The organism is Streptomyces sp. NPDC026522 (genome assembly GCF_055567555.1).
The window spans coordinates 271,864-296,115 of sequence record NZ_JBVHQF010000012.1 but is presented as its reverse complement, the minus strand read 5'-3'; the positions used below and the strand labels follow the sequence as shown (position 1 = coordinate 296,115).

The window sequence follows — 24,252 nt, the reverse complement described above, 5'->3', positions numbered from 1 at the left end:
CCGCTACGAACGCAAAGCCGACCACTTCCTCGCCTTCACCAGCATTGCCTGCACCCTCATCTGCTACCGAAGGCTGGCCAAATGAGATGACGTCTTAGGGCGGGGGCGGACGGGAGCGGCCGCGATTGCCGGTATCCGGAGGCGCGGAGTTCTCACCCGAAAGTGAAAGGCGAACGAATTCCCGGGAAACGGGATATTCCCGGTTCCGCGATACGGAAAGGGGTCGCGCACGCGTTCCCCTCCCGTGCTCCCCTTCCCGTTCGGGCATAAGCCGTACTAATGGCCGGGCACGGCCGCCGCTGCCAGGAGTTCCACCGTCACGTCCCCCGCGTACCCGGAGGCGGAACCGGTACGGCGGGCGAATTCGCGCACGCCCGCCAGCTGGTCCGGGCCGAAGCGGAAGTCGAGGGTGGTGAAGTACCGCTCCAGCAGCTCGGCGTCGAAGGCTTCCCAGCGCGCCGCCTGCTCGGCGACCTTGGCGACCTCCTCCAGGGAGACGTCCCGGGAGGCGAGGAAGGCCTCGTGCACCTTGCGCACGACGACGGGCTCGCGGGTGAGGTAGTCCTTGCGGGCGGCCCAGACGGCGAAGACGAACGGCAGCCCGGTCCACTCCTTCCACATCTGCCCCAGGTCGTGCACGGCCAGGCCGAGCCGGGGCGCGTCGTGCAGCGAAGCGCGCAGCGCGGCGTCCCCGATCAGGACCGCCGCCTCGGCCTCCTGCATCATCAGCCCCAGGTCAGGGGGGCAGGTGTAGTAGTCGGGCCGTACTCCGTACTGCTCGGCGAGCAGCAGCTGGGCGAGCCGTACGGAGGTCCGGGAGGTCGATCCGAGGGCCACCCGGGCGCCGTCGAGCTGGTCCAGGGGGACCTGCGAGACGATCACGCAGGACATCACCGGGCCGTCGCAGCCCACGGCGAGATCGGGGAAGGCGACGAGCTGGTCGGCGTTGCGGAGGAACTCCACGAGGGTGATCGGCGCGATGTCCAGGTCCCCCTGGACGAGCCGTTCGCTCAGCTTCTCGGGAGTGTCCTTCGTCAGCTCCAGGTCCAGCAGCGTGCCGGTTCTGGCCAGCCCCCAGTAGAGCGGGAGGCAGTTCAGGAACTGGATGTGGCCGACTCGGGGCCGGCTGCGATAGACGTCCACATCGCGAGACTAGCCCCCGGGGTCCCGTCAGCCTTCGGGCGGGTCTCAAACGTCCGAGTGACGTGATCTTTCCCTCTGGTCTCGGCCGCGGGGTGCGTGCTAGGCTCGACGCAAGTTGCAGTTTGGTTTCCCTTGCAGTACGAGGCCTGCGGAGAATGTGACCCGCAGGCTTTTGTAGTTTTCAGACTTCTTAGCAGGTTCTGGAGCAGGGCGACCCTTTGGCCCATAGGAGGGCTCATGGCTACCGGAACCGTGAAGTGGTTCAACGCTGAAAAGGGCTTCGGCTTCATCGCCCAGGACGGCGGCGGCCCGGATGTCTTCGTCCACTACTCCGCGATCAACGCCTCTGGCTTCCGCTCCCTCGAGGAGAACCAGCAGGTCACCTTCGACGTCACGCAGGGTCCGAAGGGCCCGCAGGCGGAGAACGTCATCCCGGCCTAGTCGCCTGGCCGACCGGATCGCGGTTGGATTAGCAGTACCCAAGGAGCCCTGCCTCCTCCGTGCGAGCGGAGGTGGCGGGGCTCCTGCCTTTTGTCCCGTCTCGTGGCTCCTGGCCGGGTCCGCACGTGCGGGCGCCCCCGGCACCGTGCGTACGGGGCCGGGGGCGCTCGGAGTTCGGCCTTACGGCTTGGCGGCCGTGGAGGTCGGGGCGGGGGTGGGGGTGGGAGTCGGGGTGGGGGTCACCGGGGCGGTGATCTTGAGCTCCAGGACCAGATCCACCTTCTCCGGCGTGACGACCCGGAGGAAGTACGTACCCGGTGCCACGTCCTTGGTGAACAGCTCCGGCAGGGTGATGTTCCCGTCGGCGTCGCTGGGGGCGAGGTCCAGGGTGAACAGCTTCTTGCCGTCCTCGCCCTTGAAGTACGGACCCGTCGCCTTCGCCGGGTCCACGGGGACCCATGCGCCGTCCTTGTCCTTCACGACCAGGCCCGCGGTGGTCTTCGTACCGGCGACCGGCTGGCCCTCGGAGGTCGCGAGCAGCCCGAACCCCTTGACGCTGGTGCCGGCGACGGCCTCCAGCGGCTTCGTACCGCCGTCGGCCCGCACCAGCAGGTCCGCGAAGACCGGCTTGGCGGTGACGGTGCCCTTGAGCGTCACCGTGAACTGGTTCGCGTCGTAGGCCGAGGCCCGGAAGGAGAAGGTGCCGGCCTTCGGGCCCGCGGTGAGCCGGGGCACGCGAGCGATGCCCCGCGCGTCGGTGAGGACGACGACGTCGGCCTTCTTGGTGTCCTCGAAGAGGGTGCCGCCGGTGGTGTCCGCCTCGACGACGAACACGACCTTCTGTCCGGCGGCCGGCTTGCCGTCGCTGAGCAGCGCCTTGAACTCGGCGTCCGCGGTGAACGCGGCTCCCGCCTCGGCCTTGAGCTCCGGATCGCCGACCAGTTCCAGCTTGGCCAGCCGGGGGGCCGGCGGCTTCGGCTTCTCGGGCTCGGCCGGCGGCTTGGTCGCCGGGGGCTTGGTGGCGGGCGGCTGGGGCGCCGGCGGCCGGGGGGTGGGCAGCGGTGCCGTGACCGGGGGCGTCGGGTAATTGCCCGCGGGCGGGTTGGGCACCTCGGCGACGCCGCCGTCCTGGTACTGGCGCATGTACCCGAGCACGGAGTTCACGTAGTCGCGGGAGTTGTTGTAGCTGAGGATCGCCTGGTCGAGCTTGGCCGGGTCGGAGAGGTCCCGGTCGCCCGCGCAGAGGTAGAGGCCGGCGCCCAGCGCGGCGTCGTAGATGTTGTTGGGGTCGCGCTTGCCGTCGGCGTTGCCGTCGGCGCCCCACGCCTTCCAGGTCTCAGGGATGAACTGGAGCGGCCCGACGGCCCGGTCGTACTCGGTGTCCCCGTCCCACTCGCCCTTGTCACTGTCCTTGATCTGGGCGAAGCCGTTGCCGTCGAGGCGGGGCCCGCGGATCGGCTTCTCGGTGTACCCGTCGGACTTGAGCCCGTAGCCGGAGGCGTGCACGGACTCGACCCTGCCGATGCCGGCGATCAACTGCCAGGGCAGGTTGCAGTGGGGCAGCGCGGCGGCCACCGACGTCGCGGCGCGCTTGTACGCGTCGAGGGCGGTCCCGGGTATCCCGCTGGCCCCTTCGGGGGCGACGGCTCCGGGCGGCGGGGGCGGGTCGGCGACCAGGTCCGGCAGATCCAGCCGGGCGTCACCGCGGTCGGTGGCCTGCGGACTGTCGGGCGTGGGCTCGGACTCCCCGGCCCCGGCGGTCGGCGTGTTGGTCACGACGGCGGCGGTGGTCAGGCTGGCCGCGAGCGCGGCTGTGCACAGGACTTTGCGCGAGGTGTTGACTACGTGGCGGTGAAGCGGCTTCACAGTGCGGCGATCCCCCCAAGGCGGCCGACAGGACGTGTGGCTGGTCGAACCGTGAATATTCTGTCTATCAGGTCTTCGCGGACGACTCGCCGTCGGCCCGGCAGTTATGACAGACCATTCGTCTCACCTTTGCCGCGTGTTCGACGGGGTGGGGGTGGGGGGCGGGGTGCCGCTGGGCGGTGGCGGTGGGGTGCTGGGGGTTTCCCGTCAGTCCACTGTCCTTTCGTGTCGTGCCGGCCCGTCAAGGGCGCTCCTTCGTCGCGTCGCTGCGCGATGGCCTTCGGCCACCCTTGACTGTCCGTCCCGCCCCGAAAAGCCAAAGACTGCCGGGAAGCCCCCGAAGAACGGCCGGGCTGTACGGGTCCCAGGTGCGGGCCCCTCAGCGACCTTGATCCGAAGCACCTGAACAGCCATCTGCCCAGCAACCCCTCCCAGTCCTACGGGCCGGAGCCACCCGAGGGACTGGGCGTCGCCCGGCAAACCCAGCCCCGCCGGCGTTTGAGGCGCGCGGGGGTCCCCCCGGACGGAGTCTGGGGGAGGGCCGGGGGCGGAGCCCCAGGAAGCCCCGAGCGCAGCGAGGGGGCCCACCCACGGCGCCGCAGATCGCTACGCGCTTCTCCCGTCACGCGCCTGCGGCCCGCCAGGGGCTGGGCATAGGCCGCCACCGATCGCTACACAGCTGACCTCATCTGGCGTCGATCAGCCCGTCATCGGCTGGGAAGAAGCCGCCCAAACGGCCATCAACGCCTCCCCGAGGGCGAGTGCGGGCTGAAAGGGGACGACCAGGGCCACTTGACGTGCTCTGATGTCGACCAGATCGGCGGCCCGACCAATTGTTGCGGTTGAGGACCCCAACGTGCGCACGTCACGCGACTCTGAGGCTGGAGCCAGCAGACGCGGCACTGCCCCAGCCGTCGGAGACGATCGATGGACAGTGGGCGCGAGGGAGTTCGGCCCCGTACCGCCGGGGGCCAGCTAGCAGCAGAACGTCTCGGAGGGCCTTGACGCACGGATGAACGTCATCGGCCCCCAATGACGACCTCTTCGACACCAGAGCACGTCAGATGCCCCTTGCCCCACCCCTTTTCGCCTGCGGGCGCGCTCCGGAAGACCTTGGTCATGGTTTGGGCGGCTTATTCCCAGTCGATGACGGGCTGATCGACGCCAGATGAGGTCAGCTGTGTAGCGATCGGTGGCGGCCTATGCCCAGCCCCTGGCGGGCCGCAGGCGCCGTGACGGGAGGAGCGCGTAGCGATCTGCGGCGCCGTGGGTGGGCCCCCTCGCTGCGCTCGGGGCTTCCTGGGGCTCCGCCCCAGACCCCGCGCCTCAATCGCCGGCGGGGCTGGACGGTGGACCCGAACGGCCCGGCCGTTCTTCGGGGGCTTCCCGGCAGTCTTTGGCTTTTCGGGGCGGGACGGACAGTCAAGGGTGGCCGAAGGCCATCGCGCAGCGACGCGACGACGAGGAACGAGGAGGAGCGCCCTTGACGGGCCGGCCCGACACGGACGCGACGACGAGGAACGAGGAGGAGCGCCCTTGACGGGCCGGCACGACACGAAAGGACAGTGGACTGACGGGAAACCCCCAGCACCTCCCTCATGCCGGGCAAGCGCACCCCGCACCCGGGACCCCCCGCACCTACCCGACCCCGCCCGGGGGGACCCCGCTCCCGGCCCCCCGCGCCCCACCACCACCGCCCAAGCGCACCCCGCCTTCCCATCCGCCGCCCCGCCGCCTACCCTGACGGTCCGTCAGCTTTAAAGCCGGGAGGGGTCATGCTGCTTCGCGGGAAGACCGTCGTCGTCTCCGGGGTCGGGGCCGGGCTCGGGCATCAGGTGGCCGGGGCCGTGGTGCGGGACGGGGGGAACGCCGTGCTCGGGGCGCGGACCGAGGCGAACCTGGTCAAGTCGGCCGTCGAGATCGACCCCGACGGTGCGCACACCGCCCACCGCCCCACCGACATCACCGACGAGGCGCAGTGCGAGGCCCTCGCCGCGCTCGCCGTCGAGCGCTTCGGCGGCATCGACGCCGTCGTGCACGTCGCCGCCTGGGACTCCTCCTTCGGCGGCCTCGAAGACGCCGACTTCGGGACCTGGCAGCAGATCATCGACGTCAACCTCCTCGGCACCCTGCGCATGACCCGGGCCTGCCTGCCCGCCCTCAAGCGGGCCGGCGGGTCCGTCGTCATCATCGGCACCCAGTCCGCCGTGGCCGCCCCCTCCCAGGTGCAGCAGGCCGCGTACGCCGCGTCCAAGGGGGCGCTGACCTCCGCCATGTACTCCATGGCGCGGGAGCTCGGCCCGCACCGGATCCGCGTCAACACCGTGCTGCCGGGGTGGATGTGGGGGCCACCCGTGCAGGCGTTCGTGACCTTCACCGCCCACTCCGAAGGCGTGCCCGAAGCCGAGGTGCACGCGCGGCTCGCGGAGCGGATGGCCCTGCCGGACCTCGCCACCGACGGCGACGTGGCGGACGCCGCCGTCTTCTTCGCGTCCGACCGGGCACGGGCCATAACCGGCCAGTCCCTGCTGGTCAACGCCGGTGAGCTGATGCGATGACAGCCCCCTGCCCGATGCCCCGGATCGTATGCTCGGCCCATGACCACTCCGAGTGACGCCCCGAGTGACGCCCCGACCGACAACGCGATGCGCCGCGCGCTCCGGCGTGCCCGGGACGGCGTCGCGCTCGACGCGACCGAGGCGGCCGTGCTCCTCCAGGCGCGCGGCGAGGCCCTGGCGGACCTCACCGCCTCCGCCGCCCGGGTCCGCGACGCCGGCCTGGCGGCGGCCGGGCGGCCGGGCGTGATCACGTACTCGAAGAGCGTGTTCGTCCCCCTCACCCGGCTGTGCCGCGACAAGTGCCACTACTGCACCTTCGCGACCGTCCCCGGCAAGCTCCGCCGGGCCGGCCACGGGATGTTCATGTCGCCCGACGAGGTGCTCGACATCGCCCGCCGCGGCGCCGCGCTCGGCTGCAAGGAAGCGCTGATCACCCTCGGGGACAAGCCCGAGGACCGCTGGCCCGAGGCACGCGAGTGGCTGGATGCGCACGGCTACGACGACACGATCTCCTACGTACGGGCCATCTCGATCCGCATCCTGGAGGAGACCGGCCTGCTCCCCCACCTCAACCCGGGCGTCATGTCCTGGGCCGACTTCCAGCGCCTCAAGCCGGTCGCCCCGTCCATGGGAATGATGCTGGAGACCACCGCCACCCGCCTGTGGTCCGAGCCGGGCGGCCCGCACCACGGTTCCCCCGACAAGGAACCGGCGGTCCGGCTGCGCGTCCTGGAGGACGCCGGGCGGTCCTCCGTACCGTTCACCTCCGGCCTGCTCATCGGCATCGGCGAGACGTACGAGGAGCGCGCTGAGTCGCTGTTCGCACTGCGCCGCGTCGCGCGCGCCTACCACGGCATCCAGGAGCTGATCATCCAGAACTTCCGCGCCAAGCCGGACACGGCGATGCGCGGCATGCCGGACGCCGAACTCGACGACCTCGTGGCGACGATCGCCGTCGCGCGGCACATCATGGGCCCCGCGGCCTGCCTGCAGGCGCCGCCCAACCTGGTCGACGGCGAGTACGCGCGGCTGATCGGCGCCGGCATCGACGACTGGGGCGGTGTCTCCCCGCTGACGCCCGACCACGTCAATCCCGAGCGGCCCTGGCCCCAGATCGACCTGCTGGCCGAGCGGTCGGCGGCGGCCGGCTTCGAGCTCCGCGAGCGGCTGTGCGTGTACCCCGAGTTCGTGCGGCGCGGCGAGCCGTGGCTGGACCCGCGGCTGCTGCCGCACGTACGGGCGCTCGCCGACCCCGAGACCGGGCTGGCGGACGAGACGGCCGAGGTCACGGGCCACCCGTGGCAGGAGCCGGACGAGGGCTTCGCCGCGTACGGGCGCACCGACCTGCACGCCACCATCGACACCGAGGGGCGTACGGGCGACCGGCGCGAGGACTTCGACCTCGTCTACGGCGACTGGGACGCGCTGCGCGAGGCCGCCGCGCCCGGCATGGTGCCCGAGCGCATCGACACGGACGTCCGGGGCGCGCTCGTGCAGGCCGCCGACGACCCGGAGAAGCTGACCGACGCCCAGGCACTGGCGCTGCTGCACGCCGACGGGCCGGCGCTGGACGCGCTGTGCCGGATCGCGGACGACCTGCGCAGGTCGGTGGTGGGCGAGGACGTCACGTACGTCGTCACGCGGAACATCAACTTCACCAACGTCTGCTACACCGGCTGCCGGTTCTGCGCGTTCGCGCAGCGCCGTACGGACGCGGACGCGTACACGCTCTCCCTGGAGCAGGTCGCGGACCGGGCGGCCCAGGCGTGGGACGTCGGCGCGGTCGAGGTGTGCATGCAGGGCGGCATCCACCCGGACCTGCCCGGGACGGCGTACTTCGACATCGCGCGGGCGGTGAAGGAGCGGGTGCCCGGTATGCACGTCCACGCGTTCTCGCCGATGGAAGTGGTCAACGGGGCGACCCGGACGGGGATGTCCGTACGGGACTGGCTGACGGCCGCCAAGGAGGCCGGGCTGGACTCGATACCGGGCACGGCGGCGGAGATCCTGGACGACGAGGTCCGCTGGGTGCTGACCAAGGGGAAGCTGCCGACGGCGGACTGGATCGATGTCGTCACGACGGCGCACGAGCTGGGCATCCGCTCGTCGTCCACGATGATGTACGGGCACGTGGACCAGCCCCGGCACTGGCTCGGGCACCTGCGCACGCTGGCCCGGATCCAGCAGCGGACGGGCGGTTTCACCGAATTCGTGACGCTGCCGTTCATCCACACCAACGCGCCCGTGTACCTGGCGGGCATCGCGCGGCCGGGGCCGACGGTGCGCGACAACCGGGCGGTGACGGCGATGGCCCGGATCCTGCTCCACCCGCACATCACCAACATCCAGACGAGCTGGGTGAAGCTGGGCGCCGAGGGCGCGGCGGAGATGCTCCGCTCCGGGGCCAACGACCTGGGCGGGACGCTGATGGAGGAGACCATCTCCCGGATGGCGGGTTCGAGTTACGGCTCGTACAAATCGGTGCGGGACCTGGTCGCGGTCGCCGAGGCGGCCGGCCGGCCCGCGAAGCCCCGTACGACCCTGTACGGGGAGGTACCGCAGGAGCGCGTCCGCGCGGCGGCGGCTTCGGACGGGCACCTGCCGGAGCTGCTGCCGGTGGTGGACTGAGCCGGCGCCGGGGCGCGCTCAGCCGCGCGCGGTGTGGTGGTCGAGGGCCGCGTGCGGGTCGTCGTGGCCGTGGGCGGCGGTGTGGTCGGTGTGGACGGTGGCGGCCGTCAGCCGGGGCACGGCGTGGATGAGGGCGTGTTCGGCGGCGACGGCCAGGGCGTGGGCCTGTACGACGGTCAGGTCCGGGTCGACGACGATGTCGGCCTCGGCCCGCAGGGTGTGGCCGATCCACCGCAGCCGGACCTGCCCGAGGCCGCGGACCCCGGCCACGCCGCGCAGCGCCCGTTCGGCGGTGTCGACGAGGGCGGGGTCGACGGCGTCCATCAGCCTGCGGTAGATCTCGCGGGCCGCGTCGCGCAGCACCACCAGGATCGCGGCGGTGATGAGCAGGCCCACGAGCGGGTCGGCGGCCGGCCGGCCGAGCGCCGCGCCGCCCGCGCCGAGGAGGACGGCGAGCGAGGTGAACCCGTCGGTGCGGGCGTGCAGCCCGTCCGCGACGAGCGCGGCCGAGCCGATCCGGCGGCCGGTGCGGATGCGGTAGCGGGCCACCCACTCGTTGCCGGCGAACCCGGCCAGCGCCGCGGCGGCCACCGCGCCGAGGTGGCTGATGTCGCGCGGGTGCAGCAGCCGGTCCACGGCGGCGTGGGCGGCGAGGGCGGAGGAGGCGGCGATTGTCAGCACGATGACGATACCGGCCACGTCCTCGGCGCGGCCGTACCCGTAGGTGTAGCGGCGGTTGGCCGCCCGGCGGCTCAGGACGAAGGCGATGCCGAGGGGCACGGCGGTGAGCGCGTCGGCGGCGTTGTGGAGGGCGTCGCCGAGCAGCGCCACCGAGCCGGAGAGGGCGACGACGACGGCTTGGACCAGGCTGGTCAGCGCCAGGACGGCCAGCGAGAGCCACAGGGTGCGCATGCCGTCGCGGGAGGTCTCCATCGCGGAGTCGACCTTGTCGCGGGTGTCGTGGCCGTGCGGGGTGAGGAGATGGGCGACCCGGTGGCTGAGCCGCGCCCGGCGGCCGGTGCGGTCGTGGCGGTGGCGGTGCTCGCGTCCGTGCCCGTGCCCGTGCCCGTGCTCATGGTGCTGCCCGTTCTCGTGCCCCTGCTCGTGCCCGGACCCGTGCCCGTGCTCGTGCCCCTGCCCCTGCCCGGACCCGTGCCCGTGCCCCTGCCCGTGCCCGTGCCCGTGCCCGTGCCCCGGCGCATGCTCGAACTCCCGCCCGGGCCCGGGGTCTCGGTCGTCGTCGTGATCGTGCTGGGTGCTCACGGCAAGGGCGCCTTCCGGGAAGACGGGGCAGGACGGCTTCGCCCGGGCAGGCCCTGGCGGCCCGCCCGGCACGCCACCACCCTACAAACGCCGCTCCCGCCGAAGGCGTGTCCCACGTCGGGCACCGCCCCGGGTTGCGGACGGCTTAAGGCCGGGCGGCGCCCCGGTTCCGCAGGTCACGGGCCTGGTGAACAGCTAGGAAACACACGGCAGTTGGGATTCCGGCCGTCGCTCTACGCGCGTCATCATGACCGGCATGAGGATCTCCCCACGCTTCGCAGCCCTCGGTGCGGCCGCCGCCGTCGCCGCCACCCTCCTCGCGGGCCCGGCCGCCTCCGCCGCCCCCGCCGCCCCCACCTCCCTCGCCGCCGTCACCTCGGTCGGCCGGATCTGTTACTCCGCCCTGCCCTCCCAGGCGCACGACACCCTCGACCTCATCGACCAGGGCGGCCCGTTCCCGTACTCCCAGGACGGCGTCGTCTTCCAGAACCGCGAGGGGCTCCTGCCCAGCCACTCGACCGGGTACTACCACGAGTACACCGTCATCACCCCGGGCTCCCCGACCCGAGGCGCCCGGCGCATCATCACCGGCATGCAGACCGCCGAGGACTACTACACCGCGGACCACTACGCCTCGTTCCGCCGCGTCGACTTCGCCTGCTGACACCGCGGTCGAGCCGCCCCCGCCCCCACGTGGGCCCGTACGCGTACGCCCCCGAACGGTCACCGACCGGTCGGGGGCGTCGTGGCGTCGTGGCGTCGTGGCGCCACGGCCTGCGCGTCAGCCGACGAGGAGGTCCTTCCTGAGCTCCTTCAGCTCGCGGGCGTCGATGCCGAGGCCCTGGCCGAGATAGCGGTCGAAGCTGCCGTACGTCGCCTTGACCTCGTCGTAGCCCGCGTTGAGGTACTCGGGGCGCACGTCGAGCATCGGCTTGTACACGGCGGCCTGCTGCGCCGGGAGGTGGGACAGGACCGCGTCGTTGGCGGCCTTGCGGTAGTCGTTGCTGGCCAGGTAGTCGGCCATGACCGTCTCGCGCGGGACCCCGAGGGCCGTCAGCAGCGTGGCGTTCGCCCAGCCGGTGCGGTCCTTCCCGGCGGTGCAGTGGAAGATGACGGCGCGGCCGCGGTCGCTCTCGATGCCCTCGAAGACGCGGGTGTACGCCGCCTTCCCGCCCGCGCCGCTGACCATGGCCTTCTCGGCGTCCGTCATGGCCTGCACGGCCTCGTCGGGGGACTTCGGCATGGTCTGGAAGGACGGCGAGCCCGCGAAGACGTCGGCGACGGTGTACGCGGCACCCGCGGGCACCTTGTCGGGGCCGCTCGTGCGCTCGCTCTCCATGCGCAGGTCGAAGACCGTCCGCACGCGCAGCCGCTGGAGCTTGGCGAGGTCGGCGGCGGTCAGCTTGTCCAGCGCGTCGGAGCGGTAGATCTCGCCCATCTTGACCCACTGGCCGCCCGTGGTGCGGTAGCCGCCCGCGTCACGGAAGTTGACGGTCCCCTCAAGCTTGATCAGCCGGTCCGCGAGGTGCAGGCCCTGCCCGCGGTCGGGCGCGAAGTCGAACCACTGCCGGTCGGCGGCGGGCAGTCCCGTCACCACGGCGCGCCCGTCGGCGCCGCCCTTGGCGACCACCTTGCCGTTGGCCTTGATCTGGACCCGGTGGACGCCGCGGGCCTTCCAGTCCACCGTGTACGAGCCGTCGGCGGCGGCGGTGACGGTGGCCTCGGTGAAGGGAACGGCCTGGCTCTGGTGGTGGCCCGACCAGGGCAGGTCCCAGCCGGAGGCGGTGGCGGCGGGGGCCGCGACCAGGGGGACGGCGAGTGCGGAGGCGACGACGGTCGCGGCGATCAGTGCCTTCTTCATGCCCCGAGGCTGTGGGGCCGCCGCGAACACCGGATGAACGAGACGTGGCCGAAAACAACCGGCGCGAAGGCAACTGGCAAAACGTGCCACGAAAGTCCGACAGGCGAGATGACGGCCGGAAGTGTTCGGATTCCGGCCGTTCTCCGGCCACTTCTGCGCGACGTGACTCATACCGTCCGGGTTCGACCGAACCTGTCCACTACAGTGCGCGCCAAAGCCTGGGGGGAAACAGCATGGACACGAGAACAGCGACGGCCGGGACCCCGGACCCGGCGGCCCCCGCGGGCACCGGCACCTCCGCGGCCGCATCCGCCCTCACCTCCAGCGCCACCTCCACCGCGCTCTGGGGCCGCGCCGAGCAGCAGGACTTCCGCAGCCGGGTCCGCGGCACCCTGCTCGGCTCGGCGATCGGCGACGCCCTCGGCGCCCCGGTCGCCGGCCTCTCCCTCGACGGCATCCGCGAGACCCACGGCCTGGCCGGCCTGACCGAACCGGCCCCCGCCCACGGCCGCCGGGGCACCGTCACCGCCTCCACGCAGCTCGCCCTCTTCACCGTCGACGGGCTGATCCGGGCCCACGTGCGCCGGGACACCGGCGGCTGGCACCCGCCGACCGACGTCCATCGGGCCTACCTGCGCTGGGCCGCGACCCAGCACGACTGGGGCCCCGACGAGCGCCGCAAGGACAACGGCTGGCTCGCGCAGCAGGAGTGGCTCTACGCCCGCCGCGGTCCCGACCGCGCCTGTATGACCGGCTTCGCCGACGACATCCTCGGCACCCCGGACCAGCCGAAGAACCCCACCGCCCGGGACGCCGCAGCGACCGCCCGCTCAGCCCCGTTCGGCCTGCTGGTGGGCTGGGAGCCGGCCCTGGTCCTCCAACTCGCCGTCGAGTGCGCCACGCAGAGCCACGGGCACCCCACCGCGTACCTGTCCGCCGGGGCCTTCGCCGTGATCGTCCACGGGCTGACCCGGGGCGGCTCCCTGGACGCCGCCGTCCAGCGCGCCCTCGGCCTGCTCGGCGCCCGCGCCTCCCACCAGCCGGTCACGGACGCCCTCCAGCGCGCGGTCTCGGCCGCCACGCAGGGGGAGCCGAGCCCCAAGATGGTGGAGTCCCTGTCACCGGGGGACGGCCGCGACGCCGAGGACGCGCTGGCCGTCGCCGTGTACTGCGCCCTGGTCGCCGAGGACGTCCCGCACGGGCTGCGGCTCGCCGTCAACCACGGCGGCGACTCGACCGTCACCGGCGCCATGTGCGGGGCCCTGCTCGGCGCCCTGCACGGCGAGACGGCCCTGCCGGCGGCCTGGCTGGCCGACCTGGAGGGCCGCGCCACGATCCTGGAGCTGGCCGACGACTTCGCGCTGGAGATGACCCAGGGCCCGGCCCTGCACGGCCCCTCCGCCTCCGCCCCGGGCTGGCTGTCGCGCTACCCGCGCGCCTGAGGCCGCGCCACCGGGCCCGTACCGCTCGACGGAAGTCGGTGTCAGGGGCGTGAAGTAGCGTTCTCGCCATGAGCATGCCCCCGCCGCCGCCCCAGTCCCCCGGTCCGTACGGGCCCCCGCAGCAGCCGAATCCGTACGGCGGGCAGCAGCAGCCGTTCCCGCAGCAGCAGGGCCTGCCGGGCGCCCCGGGGTACCCCGGTCAGCCCTACCCGCCACAGGCCTACCCGGCACAGCCCTACCCCGGCCAGCCCTACCCCGGCCAAGGGCCTTGGGGACAGCCGCCGATGGGGCCGCCGCCGCGCAAGAGCCGGACCGGGCCGGTGATCGCCGTGGTCGCGATCGCCCTGGGCGGGCTGCTCGTCGCGGGCTTCGTGGTGAACCGGATCGCCACCGCGGGGGCCGCGGTCAGCGGGGCCGGGTTCCCCGCCGCCACGTACCGGCTCACGGTGCCGCAGACGATGCTGAGCGGCACGTACCAGCTGTCCCAGGACCTGTCCGGGACCAAGGGCAAGGAGATCGTCGACGGCGCGTACGACCCCAAGATCCGCGATCCGAAGCCGGTGGTCGCCCAGTACACCTCCGAATCCGCCACCGATCCCGGGGTCCTCGTCATCTCCGGGATGTACGGCCAGTTCAAGGAGCCGGCCGCCGCCCGCCGGAAGATGATCGCGGGCGCCCAGGAGGGCGACGGCGCGCAGCAGGCGGTCCCGCCGAAGGACATCACGCCGACCGGCTCGGACATCACCCTGACCTGCCAGGTGGTGACCTCGACGCAGAACGGCACGAAGGTCCCCCTGCCGATGTGCGCGTGGGCGGACGAGAACACGGCCGCCACGGTCGCCGTGGTCACCGCGGAGACCACCCGGCAGAGCGCCGCCTCCATCGACCTGAACCGGGTGGCGGAGACGACCCTCAAGGTCCGCGCGGAGGCCCGTCAGCCGATCGGCTGAGGCCGCCGGGGAACGGGGCGGCCCGGCGCGCGGCCCGTACGGGCCGCGCACCCTGTCGCCCGGGGCCGCGGGACCCGTACGTTGGCCGTCCGACGTCTCGGAGGTGCCATCACCCATGCGGATCGCCACGACCATCTTCCTCACCGACCGCACCATCACCCCCACCCGCCTCGCCCGCATCCTGGAGGAGCGCGGCTTCGCCGGCCTCTACCTCCCCGAACACACCCACATCCCCGTCACCCGCGACACCGCCGCGCCGATGGGCGGCGAACTCCCCGAGGAGTACGGGCGCACCCTCGACCCCTTCGTCGCGCTCGGCCAGGCCGCCGCCGTCACCGAGCGGCTCCACGTGGGCACCGGCATCACCCTGGTCGCCCAGCACGACCCGATCGTCCTCGCGAAGCAGGCCGCCACGCTGGACCACCTCTCCGGCGGCCGGTTCACCCTCGGCGTCGGCTACGGCTGGAACGTCGAGGAGGCCGCCGATCACGGCGTCGAGTGGCGCACCCGGCGCGAGCTGGTCGGGGACCGGCTGGCCCTGATGCGCGCGCTGTGGGCCCCCGAACCCACCGCGTACGAGGGCGCCTTCGGCTCCGTCCGGGCCAGCGAGGCGCACCCCAAGCCGGTCCGCCCGGCCCGTGAGCTGCGCCCCGGCGCCCCGCTGCACGGACCGCGCACCCTCATCGGGGGCGCGGCCGGCCCGAAGCTCTTCGCGGCCGTCGCCGAACACGCCGACGGCTGGCTCCCCATCGGCGGCGGCGGTCTCACCGAATCCCTCCCGGTGCTGCGCCGCGCGTGGGAGGACGCGGGCCGTGACCCGAAGGCGCTCCAGGTGGTCCCGTACGCGGTCCGCCCCAGCGCCGGCAAGCTGGCCCACTACGCGGACCTCGGCATCGAGGAGGTCGTCCTGCAACTGCCGCCGGCGGCGGAGCCGGAAGTGCTGCGCGTACTGGACGACTTCGCCCAGTACCTCTGACCGCTAGGGCGTGGCCTCGCCCTGGGCGACCTCCACGCCCCGGTGCAGGCCGCTGAGGCCGAGGCCGGCGGTGACGGTGGTGCCCGCCGCCAGGGCCACCAGCAGGCAGGCCGCAGCCGCTGCCGCGCGCGGGCGCACCACCGGGGGGTGCAGCAGCGCCCGTACGCGGTGGGGGACCGGGCCGCCCGCGGCGCGGGCGGCGAAGTCCGGGCGCACGGGTCCCGCGCCGCCGTGCCCGGCCAGCGCGGCGCGGCCGATGGCGCGGGCGGTGAGCCGGCGGTCGCCGGTGGCGGCCGCGGCGGCCTCGTCGGCGACCCGCTCGACGGCCAGCGCGACGGCGTCGCGTACGGCCCGCAGCGCCGGGTGGCAGCGCGCGGCGAGGTCGGCGGTGGCGAGGAACCAGTGGTGGCGGCCGGTCAGGTGGGCCCGTTCGTGGGCGAGCAGGGCCTCGCGCTCGGCCCCGTCCAGGACGCGGAGCATGCCGGAGGTGACCACGACCCGCCCCGGGTTCCCCGGCAGGGCGTAGGCGTCCGGGTCGGGCCGGTCCAGGATGCTGAGGTCGCCGGCCCGGGCCGCCCCGCGCACCTGTTCGCGTGCGCGGCGGTAGTGCCGGAGCTGGCGCAGCACCGAGCGGGTGGTCCCGTACGCGCACAGCGACAGGGCGCCGACGGCGAACGCGGCGCCGGGCCCGGCCACGTCGGGCGGCGCGACATCGAGCGGGTGGATCAGGTGGCCGAGCCGGGCCAGGGCGGACACGCCGAGCGCCCCGGTGAGCAGGAGACCGCCCAGCGCGGCGAGCCAGCCGGCCGCGAGGGCGCACGCGGTGCCGGTCAGCGCCCACAGGGCGACCGACGGGCGCAGCCGGGGTGCGGCCCAGCGGACCAGGGGCTGCGCGGCGAAGGGCAGCACCAGGGAGGCGAGCAGGCCGGTGATCACTGGCCGCCGCCCTCCAGCAGGTCCCGCAGGACGCGCTCGTCGTCGGGGCTCAGCTCGGAGACGAAACGCGCGAGGACGGTTTCGCGGTCGCTGTCCTTGTCGAGTTCGCGGTGCATGCGGCGGGCCGTCAGGCCGTGGGCGTCGCGTACGGGGAAGTAGGCGTAGCCGCGGCCGGAACGCTCGCGGGCGACGGTGCCCTTCTCGTGGAGCCGGGACAGGATGGTGGTCACCGTCGTGCGCGCGAGGTCCGCCGTGAGGGTCTTCTGGACCTGGGCGGCCGTCTGCGGCGCTTTCGCCGCCCACAGTGCGGCGAGCACACTCGCCTCCAGCTCCCCCGCCGGCCTGCGGTCGGCTGTCGACCCGGTCATCGCGCTCTCCCCGCCTCAGGATCGTCTACAGTGCAGTAGACCGTCTACGGGATTGTAGTCGACCGGATGTTCCACCCGGCGGCCGGCTTCCGGCTGCGCGGATCCGTCACGAACCCAGTGAGAGGCCCCTGCCATGGCCGTCCCCGTCTCCTTGGCCGTCCCCGCCGCGAACGACCTCGCGGTCAACGTGCTCGACGCCCATTCCCTCCTGGCCACCTTCGGCGTCATCGGCATCGCGGTGGTGATGTTCGCGGAGACCGGGCTGCTCGTCGGCTTCTTCCTGCCCGGCGACTCGCTGCTGTTCACGGCCGGCCTGCTGTGCGCCGGCGCCTCGGAGGGCGACGCGAAACTGTCGCTCCCGCTGGTACTGGCCGCCTCGGCGGCCGGAGCGCTGCTCGGCGCGCAGACCGGCTACCTGATCGGACGGCGGGCGGGCGGCGCCCTCCTGGAGCGCAGCCGGTCCAAGCGGCTGCACGAGGGAGCCGAGCGGGCCGAAGAATTCCTGGCCAAGTACGGGCACGCCAAGGCGATCGTGCTGGCCCGCTTCGTGCCCGTGGTGCGTACGGTCCTCAACCCGCTGGCCGGGGCGCTGAACGTGCCGGCCCGCACCTTCACCCTGTGGCAGGTCCTCGGCGGTCTCGTCTGGACGGTCGGCCTGGTCCTGGCCGGGTACGCGCTCGGCTCCTCCATCCCGAACGTCGACCGGTACCTGCTGCCGATCGTCGCCCTGGTCGTCGCCGTGTCCCTGCTCCCCCTGGCGATCGAAGTGCTCCGCTCCCGGCGAGCCCGCAAGCAGCAGAACGGAACCGTTTGATGACCTTCACGTACGACGGCTCGCGCATCGACGGCCCGGCCTACGTCGACGTCATCGACGCGGCCCACCGGGCACCCGGCTGGCTGGACACCCTGACGGCCGCCTGGTCGGACTACGGCCTGGCCCTCTTCGCCCTGCTGATGCTGCTCGCCTGGTGGCGGGCCCGCCGGGCCGGTACCCCCGCCGTGGTCACCGCCCTGGCGGCCCCGCTGATCACCCTCCTCGCCTTCGGGGTGGACGCACTGGTCAAACTCGCCGTGCGCGAGGACCGGCCGTGCCAGGCCCTGCGGGTGCCCACGCTGGAGGCCTGCCCGGCCCCCGGCGACTGGTCGTTCCCCAGCAACCACTCCGCCCTGGCCGCCGCGGCCGCCGTCGCGCTGCTCTTCGTATCGCGGCGGCTCGGCGCCGTCGCGCTGGCCGCGGCCGTCCTGATGGCGGCCTCCAGGGTCTGGGTGGGCGTGCACTACCCGCACGACGCACTCGCCGGCCTCCTCGTCGGCGCCGCCGTGGCCGCCGCGGCGGCCACGATCGTCCGCCGCCACGGGCCGGCCCTCGCCACCCGGCTGGGCACGGGCCCGCTCCGCCCGCTCCTGACGGCGCGCTAGCCGGCGAGGTCCCCGACGGTCGGGGCGACGACGCCGAACAGGTCCCCGATGGTGGCCAGGGCGGCCGCCTGGAGGGCGGCGGCGGGCACGACGACGCCGTCCGGACCGGTCAGCGCACGGGTCGCCGTGGCCTCGGCGACGACGGTGGGACGGTAACCGCGGTAGAAGGCGCCCTCGGCCGTGAAGGTGACGCACATGTGGGTCATGAAGCCCGCCAGCACCAGTTCCTCGCCCGCGCCCAGCTCGCGCAGGGTCTTCTCCAGCCCGGTGTCGTGGAAGGCGTTCGGGACCTGCTTGACCACCACCGGCTCACCGGCGACCGGCGCCACCTCGTCGCTGATCGCGCCGATCTCCGCGCGGATGTCGTACGGGGTGCCCTCGCCGCCGTCATTGACGATGTGGACGACGGGAATCCCGGCGGCCCGCGCCGCCGCCAGCAGCCGGGCCCCGGCCGCGAGGGCCTGCTCGGCGCCTTCGAGGGCCATCACGCCGGTCCGGTAGGTGTTCTGGTAGTCGATCATGACGAGGGTGCTGTCGGCGAGGCGGGGCAGCCCGTTGTCGAAGCCGTTCACATCGCGCAGGGTCGTGGAAGCGGGCATGGCAAAGCTCCTTGGGTCAGTGAGGTAGGTCAGAAAGAGACGCGGAAACGGCGGCGGTACGCCGCCGGAGTAGTGCCGATCTGCTTGCGCAGCGCCCGGTGGAGCGTCTCCACCGAACCGAGCCCGCAGGCGGCGGCCACCTGGTCCAGCGGCCGGTCGGTGCTCTCCAGCAGCCGACGCGCCGCCTCCACCCGGGCGGCCTCGACGTACGCGGCGGCGGTCGTGCCGGTCTCCTGGCGGAACACCCGCGCGAAGTGCCGCTCGCTCAGGCACATCCGTCCCGCGAGGGCCGCGGCGGACAGATCGCCGTCCAAGTGCTCGGCGATGTACATCCGCAGCTCGTCGATGTCCCGGCGGGAGGCCGCCGGCCGGCTGAGCGGGACCGAGAACTGACTCTGGCCGCCCTGCCGCTTGAGGTACATGACCAGCTGCCGCGCCACCGCCAGGGCCACCTCCTCCCCCAGGTCGTCGGCCACCAGCGCCAGCGCGAGATCCATGCATGCACTGATCCCGGCGCCGGTCCACACGTTGCCGCACCGGACGAAGATCGGATCCGGGTCGACCGTCACCGCCGGGTGGTCGGCCGCCAGTTGGGCGGCGGTCGACCAGTGGGTGGTGGCCGTCTTCCCGTCCAGCAACCCGGCCGCGGCCAGCAGGTGCGCACCCACGCACACCGACGCCACCCGCCGGGCGAGGGGCGCGACCGTCTCCAGCCAGGCCACCACCTCCGGGTCGATCCGGGCGACCGGCCCGTCCGGGTGCGGATCCACGGCGCCGGGCACCAGCAGCGTGTCCAGCACCCCGTCCACGTCGCCGAACGCGAGGTCCGCGACCAACCGCACCCCCGCCGACGTGGCGACCACGCCCCCCGACGGCGCGGCGAGTTCCACCCGGTACCCCGCCCGCCCCCCGGTCTCCCGGTTGGCCAGCGCGAACACCTCGGCCGGGCCGGTGACGTCGAGCAGGTCGACATCGGGGAAGACCGCGATGACGACGCGGCGGTTCGTGGACATGCCCCCATCGTCACCCGCGCCCCGGATGACGGCAATGACACCGTTCTGTCACATCCGGCCACGGCCCTAAGGCGGCGGGATCGGCCCCGGGGCGGTCACCCCCACCGCGGGACGCCAAAAACGCCCGTCAGGCAGGGCCTGACGGGCGCCGAGGTAGTAGTCCGCATCACGTTGGAAGCCGAGCCCCGGGACGGCCTGACGCAGGTGGGGCCAGAGGCCCGGCGCCACCCGGTACTCACCCGCCACCATCCAGGGATCGTCGCCCAGCACGAACAGGTGCCGGATCACGAGGAACTGGTCCCGGGTCAGGATGACGGACTCGACCATCTCCTCGTCGGGACTGAAACCGGTCAGGTCCCAGACGAGGTTGTGCCCGTCGGCGAATGGATAGTCGCTGCTCACCGCCTCACGCTAGGCCGCGGGGTGGCTGGCCGCACCTGCTTTTCGGGCCCCCCGGCTGCAGCCGATGCCGACGGTTTCGACGCCAGCGCACGTCAGCCGGGTAGCGATCGGTGGCGGCCTAGGCCCAGCCCCTGGCGGGCCGCGGACGCGTGACGGGAGGAGCGCGTAGCGATCTGCGGCGTGGTGGGTGGGCCCCCTCGCTGCGCTCGGGGCTTCCTGGGGCTCCGCCCCAGACCCCGCGCCTCAAACGCCGGCGGGGCTGGACGGTGGACCCGTACAGCCCGGCCGTTCTTCGGGGGCTTCCCGGCAGTCTTTGGCTTTTCGGGGCGGGACGGACAGTCAAGGGTGGCCGAAGGCCATCGCGCAGCGACGCGACGAAGGAGCGCCCTTGACGGGCCGGCCCGACGCGAAAGGACAGTGGACTGACGGGAAACCCCCAGCACCCCACCACCCCCGCCCAAGCGCACCCCGCCCCCGGGACCCCCCGCACCCGCGTCAGCCGTCGACCGCCGCCGCCGGGTCAGCCGTCGACCGCCGCCGCCGGGTCCGTGCCCAGTAGGGCGATGTACGCCAGGTCGAACACGGAACACAGCACGCCCAGCCCGAGGATGAACGGGGAGTCCTCCAGCACCCCGAACAGCACGGTCGGCGCCAGGGTCCCGAGCCACTTCGCGACCGCGATGGTCATCGACTGCCCGCTGCGCCCGCGCCGGGCGGTGTACAGCGAGAGGAACAGCACGGACATCAGCAGGTTCTGCAGGAACGCGGAGTAGCGCGTCGCGTCGTGCATCCCGAAGTGCGCCAGGAACAGCCACTGCACCGCGAAGGCCGTACCGAACAACAGGGCGCTCCACGCCGCGAACAGCGGCCGCGTCACGAAGCCCGGCAGCCCGGCCCGGCCGAACCGCAGGTAGGTGGCGATGATGGCGACGTCGGCGGCCGCCCACACCAGGTTCACCACGCCCTGGGCCGACAGGCCGGTGCGCAGCTCGGCGACCGCGTACGTCGCCTCCCACGCGAAGTTCAGCGCGAGGGCGGCCGCCGGCATCGCGTACGTCCGGTCACGGAAGCCGACCCGGATCGCCTCCGCGTACACGCCGGTCCAGGCCAGCCCGCTGACCAGGGTCAGAAACAGTTCCACGCAACATCACCCGCATCTCCCGCATCTCCCGCATCTCCCGCGCCACCGCCCGCGCCCGCGCCATCCCGCGCGCCGCACCCTAGGCCCGGCCCGTACGCCCACGCCAGAGCGCCCCCGCACCCGCACCCGCACCCGCACCCGCACCCGAGCCGAATCACACCCACCACCCCCTTGCCTGACGGCCCGTCAGCTACGACGATGCCCGAGCCGGTATGACGACTACAACGAAAGCGAGGCGGTCACGGCATGGCGCGCGTGTTTACGGAAGGCCGGCTGGCGTACGGGATGCAGCTCCCGATCCAGTCGCAGAGCACCCTTTACGCCGAGCCCTGGGAGGCCGCGGCCGGCGCCGCCGACCTCGCCGAGGTGGCCCGGGCCGCCGATCGGGCCGGGTTCGGCTACCTCGCCACCTGCGACCACGTGGGCGTCCCGCGCCGCCTCGCCGGCCCCATGGGCACCGTCTGGTACGACCCGGTGGCGACCCTGGCCTACCTCGCCGGGATCACCGAGCACGTACGGCTGCTGAGCCACGTCGCGATCGTCGGACTGCGCCACCCCCTGCTCACCGCCAAGCAGTACGCCACCCTCGACCACCTCTCCGGCGGCCGGCTGGTCCTCGGGGTCGGCGCCGGGCACGTGGCGGAGGAGTTCGCGGCCCTCGGCGTGGACTTCGAGCGCCGCGGCGCCGTCCTCGACGAGACCCTGGACGCCCTGCGCGCGGCCCTCGGCCCCGAGGAATACCCGGAGTTCGAGGGCGAGCGGTTCTCCTTCAAGGACCTGGGCCAGCTGCCCCGGCCCGCCCAGGGGCGGATCCCCGTATGGGTCGGCGGGTCCTCGCCCGCCGCCGTACACCGGGCCGCCGTACGCGGCGACGGCTGGCTCCCGCAGGGCGACCCGCGCGGCGAGCTCCCCGCCCGGATCGCCCGGATCAGACGGCTCCGCGAGGCGGCCGGGATCACCGACCCCATCGAGTTCGGGGCGATCACCGAGGCGCTGTACGTCGGCGAGCCCGCCTGGGCCACCGGCCGGCGCACCCTCACGGGCAAGGCCGAGGCGCTCGCGGAGTCCCTGCGGGAGTACGCGGCCCTCGGCGTGGACCAGATCCAGGTCCGCTTCCGCAGCCGCGACCGCGCCGAACTGACGGACCAGATCACCGCGTTCGGGGCCGAGGTGGCCCCCCTCCTCAACGACTAGGAGCACCCGCATGGGCAAGCTGGAGGGACGCGTCGTCCTGATCACGGGCGCCGCGCGCGGCCAGGGCGAGCAGGAGGCCCGCCTCTTCGCCGCCGAGGGGGCCAAGGTGCTGCTCGGCGACGTACTGGACGAGCAGGGCGCGGCCGTCGCCAAGGAGATCGGCGGGGACCGGGCGCGCTACGTACGCATGGACGTGGGCCGGGAGGAGGACTGGGCGGCCGCCGTCACCGCCGGGAAGGAGGCCTTCGGCCGGATCGACGGGCTGGTCAACAACGCGGGCATCCTGCGCTTCAACGAGCTGACCGCGACCCCGCTGGAGGAGTTCGAGCAGGTGGTCCGGGTCAACCAGGTCGGCGCCTTCCTCGGCATCAAGGCGCTGGCCCCCGAGATCGAGGCGGCCGGCGGCGGGACGATCGTCAACACCTCTTCCTACACCGGCCTGACCGGCATGGCGTACGTGGGGGCGTACGCGGCGACCAAGGCGGCCGTCCTGGGGCTGACGCGCGTCGCCGCGCTGGAACTGGCGGCGAAGAACGTCCGGGTCAACGCGATGTGCCCGGGCGCCGTGGACACCCCGATGGCCAACCCGGGGCTGCTGGACCCGGCGGGCATGACCGACGAGGCCAGGGACGCGATGGCGGACCTGTACAAGCGGGTGGTCCCGCTCGGCCGGGTCGGCCGGCCGGAGGAGATCGCGAAGCTCGCGCTGTTCCTGACCAGCGAGGACTCCTCGTACATCACCGGCCAGCCGTTCGTCATCGACGGCGGCTGGATGGCCGGGGTCAGCCTCCTCTAGCCGACACGTCAGCACCATTGTCTGATGATGCGTCAGGTATTGACGCTCCCGGCGCACGGTGGAACAGTCGGCTGCATCGAATCTGACGCTACGTCAGAAAACTAAGGACGGTGAACCCCTTGGAATTCGGGCTCTTCGTGCAGGGATACGTGCCTGAGGCGCGGTCCAAGGTCGACCCCGAGGCAGAGCACAAGGCGCTGATCGAGGAGACCGAGTACGTCATCCAGGCCGACAAGTCCGGCTTCAAGTACGCCTGGGCCTCCGAGCACCACTTCCTGGAGGAGTACTCGCACCTCTCCGCGAACGAGGTGTTCCTCGCGTACCTCGCTCACGCCACGGAACGCATCCACCTCGGCTCCGGCATCTTCAACCCCCTCGCCCCGGTGAACCACCCGGTCAAGGTGGCCGAGAAGGTCGCCATGCTCGACCACCTCTCCAAGGGGCGCTTCGAGTTCGGCACCGGCCGCGGCGCGGGCAGCCACGAGATCCTCGGGTTCCTGCCCGGCATCACCGACATGAACCACACCAAGGAGATCTGGGAGGAGACCATCGCGGAGTTCCCCAAGATGTTCCTCCAGGAGGAATACGAGGGGTTCCAGGGCAAGCACTGGTCGCTCCCCCCGCGCAAGATCTTCCCCAAGCCGTACGGCAAGGCGCACCCCGCCATGTGGTACGCCGCCGGGTCGCCCTCCTCGTACGCGATGGCCGCCAAGAAGGGCCTCGGCGTCCTCGGCTTCAGCGTGCAGAAGGTCTCCGACATGGAGTGGGTGCTGGAGCAGTACAAGACGGCCGTCCAGGAGGCGAAGGCCATCGGCGCCTTCGTCAACGACAACGTGATGGTCACCTCGACCGCGATCTGCGCCGAGACCCACGACAAGGCCGTGGAGATCGCCGTCAACGCGAACATGAACCGGTTCCAGTCACTGGTCTTCCGCTACCACGACACCTTCCCGCGTCCCGAGGCCATCCCGCAGTGGCCCGAGACCCTGCCCGAGTACAACGCGGAGATCATCGAGCTGCTGATCGCCGAGGAGCTGCTGATCTGCGGCGACCCCTCCGAGGTCCGCGCCCAGTGCGAGCGCTGGGAGCGGGCCGGCGCCGACCAGCTGTCCTTCGGCCTGCCGACCGGCGTGTCCTACGAGGACACGATGACGAGCATCAAGCTCATCGGCGAACACGTGATCCCGCACATCGACACGGACCCGGTCCACCGCACGACCCGCTTCCGGCAGGCCGCCTGACCGCGCCGCCCTCCG

The 24,252-nt window shown here is 72.9% G+C and carries 22 protein-coding genes; 12 read left to right on the top strand and 10 right to left on the bottom strand.

The features are described 5' to 3' along the window. Positions 1-276: 276 nt before the first annotated feature. A complete protein-coding gene (locus tag ACZ4M3_RS29025; RefSeq protein ID WP_467737547.1) occupies positions 277-1,143 on the bottom strand; it encodes a menaquinone biosynthetic enzyme MqnA/MqnD family protein in 867 nt (288 codons plus the stop codon). A 237-nt stretch (positions 1,144-1,380) separates the two neighbouring features. Between ACZ4M3_RS29025 and ACZ4M3_RS29020 the strand changes: the two genes are divergently transcribed. Then, positions 1,381-1,584, top strand: a complete 204-nt coding sequence (locus ACZ4M3_RS29020) for a cold-shock protein (protein ID WP_015610594.1) — start codon at positions 1,381-1,383, stop codon at positions 1,582-1,584. Between the two features lie 180 nt (positions 1,585-1,764). Here ACZ4M3_RS29020 and ACZ4M3_RS29015 read toward each other — a convergent pair whose 3' ends face one another. Then, positions 1,765-3,450, bottom strand: a complete 1,686-nt coding sequence (locus ACZ4M3_RS29015) for a lytic transglycosylase domain-containing protein (protein ID WP_467737545.1) — start codon at positions 3,448-3,450, stop codon at positions 1,765-1,767. A gap of 1,775 nt (positions 3,451-5,225) precedes the next feature. Between ACZ4M3_RS29015 and ACZ4M3_RS29010 the strand changes: the two genes are divergently transcribed. Together ACZ4M3_RS29010 and ACZ4M3_RS29005 are read left to right on the top strand one after the other, a co-directional pair. Beyond that, on the top strand, positions 5,226-6,008 hold the full coding sequence (locus ACZ4M3_RS29010) for an SDR family oxidoreductase (RefSeq protein ID WP_467737543.1): 783 nt from the start codon (positions 5,226-5,228) through the stop codon (positions 6,006-6,008). 39 nt (positions 6,009-6,047) lie between these two features. Next, positions 6,048-8,636 (top strand): bifunctional FO biosynthesis protein CofGH, encoded by a 2,589-nt coding sequence (locus tag ACZ4M3_RS29005; RefSeq protein ID WP_467737541.1) that lies wholly within the window; start codon positions 6,048-6,050, stop codon positions 8,634-8,636. An 18-nt stretch (positions 8,637-8,654) separates the two neighbouring features. Here the strand turns inward: ACZ4M3_RS29005 and ACZ4M3_RS29000 are convergent, their stop codons facing one another. After that, positions 8,655-9,899: a cation diffusion facilitator family transporter gene (locus tag ACZ4M3_RS29000; protein ID WP_467737539.1), complete on the bottom strand. Its 1,245-nt coding sequence runs from the start codon at positions 9,897-9,899 to the stop codon at positions 8,655-8,657. A 256-nt stretch (positions 9,900-10,155) separates the two neighbouring features. On the opposite strand from ACZ4M3_RS29000, the gene ACZ4M3_RS28995 reads away from it, so the two are divergent. Continuing rightward, positions 10,156-10,563 carry a guanyl-specific ribonuclease gene (locus tag ACZ4M3_RS28995; RefSeq protein ID WP_467737537.1) on the top strand — a complete coding sequence of 136 codons (408 nt, stop codon included), beginning with the start codon at positions 10,156-10,158 and terminating at the stop codon, positions 10,561-10,563. Positions 10,564-10,680: 117 nt separating this feature from the next. On the opposite strand, the gene ACZ4M3_RS28990 is transcribed toward ACZ4M3_RS28995, so the two are convergent. Next, on the bottom strand, positions 10,681-11,760 hold the full coding sequence (locus ACZ4M3_RS28990) for a tyrosine-protein phosphatase (protein WP_467737535.1): 1,080 nt from the start codon (positions 11,758-11,760) through the stop codon (positions 10,681-10,683). Positions 11,761-11,993: 233 nt separating this feature from the next. Here ACZ4M3_RS28990 and ACZ4M3_RS28985 point away from each other — a divergent pair, with 233 nt between their 5' ends. The 3 genes from ACZ4M3_RS28985 to ACZ4M3_RS28975 all read left to right on the top strand — a co-directional run bounded on the left by ACZ4M3_RS28985 (position 11,994) and on the right by ACZ4M3_RS28975 (position 15,128). Continuing rightward, positions 11,994-13,202: an ADP-ribosylglycohydrolase family protein gene (locus tag ACZ4M3_RS28985; protein ID WP_467737533.1), complete on the top strand. Its 1,209-nt coding sequence runs from the start codon at positions 11,994-11,996 to the stop codon at positions 13,200-13,202. A 68-nt stretch (positions 13,203-13,270) separates the two neighbouring features. Then, the gene (locus ACZ4M3_RS28980) at positions 13,271-14,152 is read left to right on the top strand and encodes a hypothetical protein (RefSeq protein ID WP_467737531.1); all 882 of its coding nucleotides are present in this window, start codon (positions 13,271-13,273) and stop codon (positions 14,150-14,152) included. Positions 14,153-14,267: 115 nt separating this feature from the next. Beyond that, on the top strand, positions 14,268-15,128 hold the full coding sequence (locus ACZ4M3_RS28975; protein ID WP_467737529.1) for a TIGR03619 family F420-dependent LLM class oxidoreductase: 861 nt from the start codon (positions 14,268-14,270) through the stop codon (positions 15,126-15,128). 3 nt (positions 15,129-15,131) lie between these two features. Here the strand turns inward: ACZ4M3_RS28975 and ACZ4M3_RS28970 are convergent, their stop codons facing one another. Next, a complete protein-coding gene (locus ACZ4M3_RS28970) occupies positions 15,132-16,064 on the bottom strand; it encodes a M56 family metallopeptidase (RefSeq protein ID WP_467737527.1) in 933 nt (310 codons plus the stop codon). Further along, positions 16,061-16,432, bottom strand: coding sequence for a BlaI/MecI/CopY family transcriptional regulator (locus ACZ4M3_RS28965; RefSeq protein ID WP_467737525.1), 372 nt, complete (start codon positions 16,430-16,432; stop codon positions 16,061-16,063). Before ACZ4M3_RS28965 ends, ACZ4M3_RS28970 begins: the two co-directional genes overlap by 4 nt. A gap of 133 nt (positions 16,433-16,565) precedes the next feature. On the opposite strand from ACZ4M3_RS28965, the gene ACZ4M3_RS28960 reads away from it, so the two are divergent. Next, positions 16,566-17,246, top strand: a complete 681-nt coding sequence (locus ACZ4M3_RS28960; RefSeq protein WP_467737523.1) for a DedA family protein — start codon at positions 16,566-16,568, stop codon at positions 17,244-17,246. After that, positions 17,246-17,851, top strand: coding sequence for a phosphatase PAP2 family protein (locus ACZ4M3_RS28955; RefSeq protein WP_467737521.1), 606 nt, complete (start codon positions 17,246-17,248; stop codon positions 17,849-17,851). The genes ACZ4M3_RS28960 and ACZ4M3_RS28955 overlap by 1 nt, the downstream gene beginning before the upstream one ends. On the opposite strand, the gene ACZ4M3_RS28950 is transcribed toward ACZ4M3_RS28955, so the two are convergent. From ACZ4M3_RS28950 to ACZ4M3_RS28935, 4 genes are all read right to left on the bottom strand, one after another. After that, entirely contained in the window at positions 17,848-18,450 is a 603-nt protein-coding gene (locus ACZ4M3_RS28950) for an isochorismatase family protein (RefSeq protein ID WP_467737519.1), read from the bottom strand. The genes ACZ4M3_RS28955 and ACZ4M3_RS28950 overlap by 4 nt on opposite strands. Before the next feature lie 29 nt (positions 18,451-18,479). Next, positions 18,480-19,463: a GlxA family transcriptional regulator gene (locus ACZ4M3_RS28945; protein ID WP_467737517.1), complete on the bottom strand. Its 984-nt coding sequence runs from the start codon at positions 19,461-19,463 to the stop codon at positions 18,480-18,482. A 66-nt stretch (positions 19,464-19,529) separates the two neighbouring features. Continuing rightward, a complete protein-coding gene (locus ACZ4M3_RS28940; protein ID WP_467737515.1) occupies positions 19,530-19,865 on the bottom strand; it encodes a hypothetical protein in 336 nt (111 codons plus the stop codon). Positions 19,866-20,385: 520 nt separating this feature from the next. Then, positions 20,386-21,006, bottom strand: a complete 621-nt coding sequence (locus ACZ4M3_RS28935) for a transmembrane-type terpene cyclase (RefSeq protein WP_467737513.1) — start codon at positions 21,004-21,006, stop codon at positions 20,386-20,388. Between the two features lie 246 nt (positions 21,007-21,252). Between ACZ4M3_RS28935 and ACZ4M3_RS28930 the strand changes: the two genes are divergently transcribed. The 3 genes from ACZ4M3_RS28930 to ACZ4M3_RS28920 all read left to right on the top strand — a co-directional run bounded on the left by ACZ4M3_RS28930 (position 21,253) and on the right by ACZ4M3_RS28920 (position 24,237). Continuing rightward, on the top strand, positions 21,253-22,200 hold the full coding sequence (locus ACZ4M3_RS28930; RefSeq protein WP_467737511.1) for a TIGR03619 family F420-dependent LLM class oxidoreductase: 948 nt from the start codon (positions 21,253-21,255) through the stop codon (positions 22,198-22,200). Positions 22,201-22,210: 10 nt separating this feature from the next. After that, complete coding sequence (locus tag ACZ4M3_RS28925; protein ID WP_467737509.1) at positions 22,211-22,996, top strand: SDR family NAD(P)-dependent oxidoreductase; 786 nt, start codon at positions 22,211-22,213, stop codon at positions 22,994-22,996. A gap of 119 nt (positions 22,997-23,115) precedes the next feature. Beyond that, a complete protein-coding gene (locus tag ACZ4M3_RS28920; protein WP_467737574.1) occupies positions 23,116-24,237 on the top strand; it encodes an LLM class flavin-dependent oxidoreductase in 1,122 nt (373 codons plus the stop codon). Positions 24,238-24,252 lie beyond the last annotated feature (15 nt).

Excerpts from the sequence above, each read along its gene's own strand:
- ACZ4M3_RS29020 (WP_015610594.1), top strand. The coding sequence starts at position 1,381 with ATGGCTACCGGAACCGTGAAGTGGTTCAACGCTGAAAAGGGCTTCGGC.
- ACZ4M3_RS29010 (WP_467737543.1), top strand. The coding sequence starts at position 5,226 with ATGCTGCTTCGCGGGAAGACCGTCGTCGTCTCCGGGGTCGGGGCCGGG.
- ACZ4M3_RS29005 (WP_467737541.1), top strand. The coding sequence starts at position 6,048 with ATGACCACTCCGAGTGACGCCCCGAGTGACGCCCCGACCGACAACGCG.
- ACZ4M3_RS28995 (WP_467737537.1), top strand. The coding sequence starts at position 10,156 with ATGAGGATCTCCCCACGCTTCGCAGCCCTCGGTGCGGCCGCCGCCGTC.
- ACZ4M3_RS28990 (WP_467737535.1), bottom strand. The coding sequence starts at position 11,760 with ATGAAGAAGGCACTGATCGCCGCGACCGTCGTCGCCTCCGCACTCGCC.
- ACZ4M3_RS28985 (WP_467737533.1), top strand. The coding sequence starts at position 11,994 with ATGGACACGAGAACAGCGACGGCCGGGACCCCGGACCCGGCGGCCCCC.
- ACZ4M3_RS28980 (WP_467737531.1), top strand. The coding sequence starts at position 13,271 with ATGAGCATGCCCCCGCCGCCGCCCCAGTCCCCCGGTCCGTACGGGCCC.
- ACZ4M3_RS28975 (WP_467737529.1), top strand. The coding sequence starts at position 14,268 with ATGCGGATCGCCACGACCATCTTCCTCACCGACCGCACCATCACCCCC.
- ACZ4M3_RS28965 (WP_467737525.1), bottom strand. The coding sequence starts at position 16,432 with ATGACCGGGTCGACAGCCGACCGCAGGCCGGCGGGGGAGCTGGAGGCG.
- ACZ4M3_RS28960 (WP_467737523.1), top strand. The coding sequence starts at position 16,566 with ATGGCCGTCCCCGTCTCCTTGGCCGTCCCCGCCGCGAACGACCTCGCG.
- ACZ4M3_RS28955 (WP_467737521.1), top strand. The coding sequence starts at position 17,246 with ATGACCTTCACGTACGACGGCTCGCGCATCGACGGCCCGGCCTACGTC.
- ACZ4M3_RS28950 (WP_467737519.1), bottom strand. The coding sequence starts at position 18,450 with ATGCCCGCTTCCACGACCCTGCGCGATGTGAACGGCTTCGACAACGGG.
- ACZ4M3_RS28945 (WP_467737517.1), bottom strand. The coding sequence starts at position 19,463 with ATGTCCACGAACCGCCGCGTCGTCATCGCGGTCTTCCCCGATGTCGAC.
- ACZ4M3_RS28930 (WP_467737511.1), top strand. The coding sequence starts at position 21,253 with ATGGCGCGCGTGTTTACGGAAGGCCGGCTGGCGTACGGGATGCAGCTC.
- ACZ4M3_RS28925 (WP_467737509.1), top strand. The coding sequence starts at position 22,211 with ATGGGCAAGCTGGAGGGACGCGTCGTCCTGATCACGGGCGCCGCGCGC.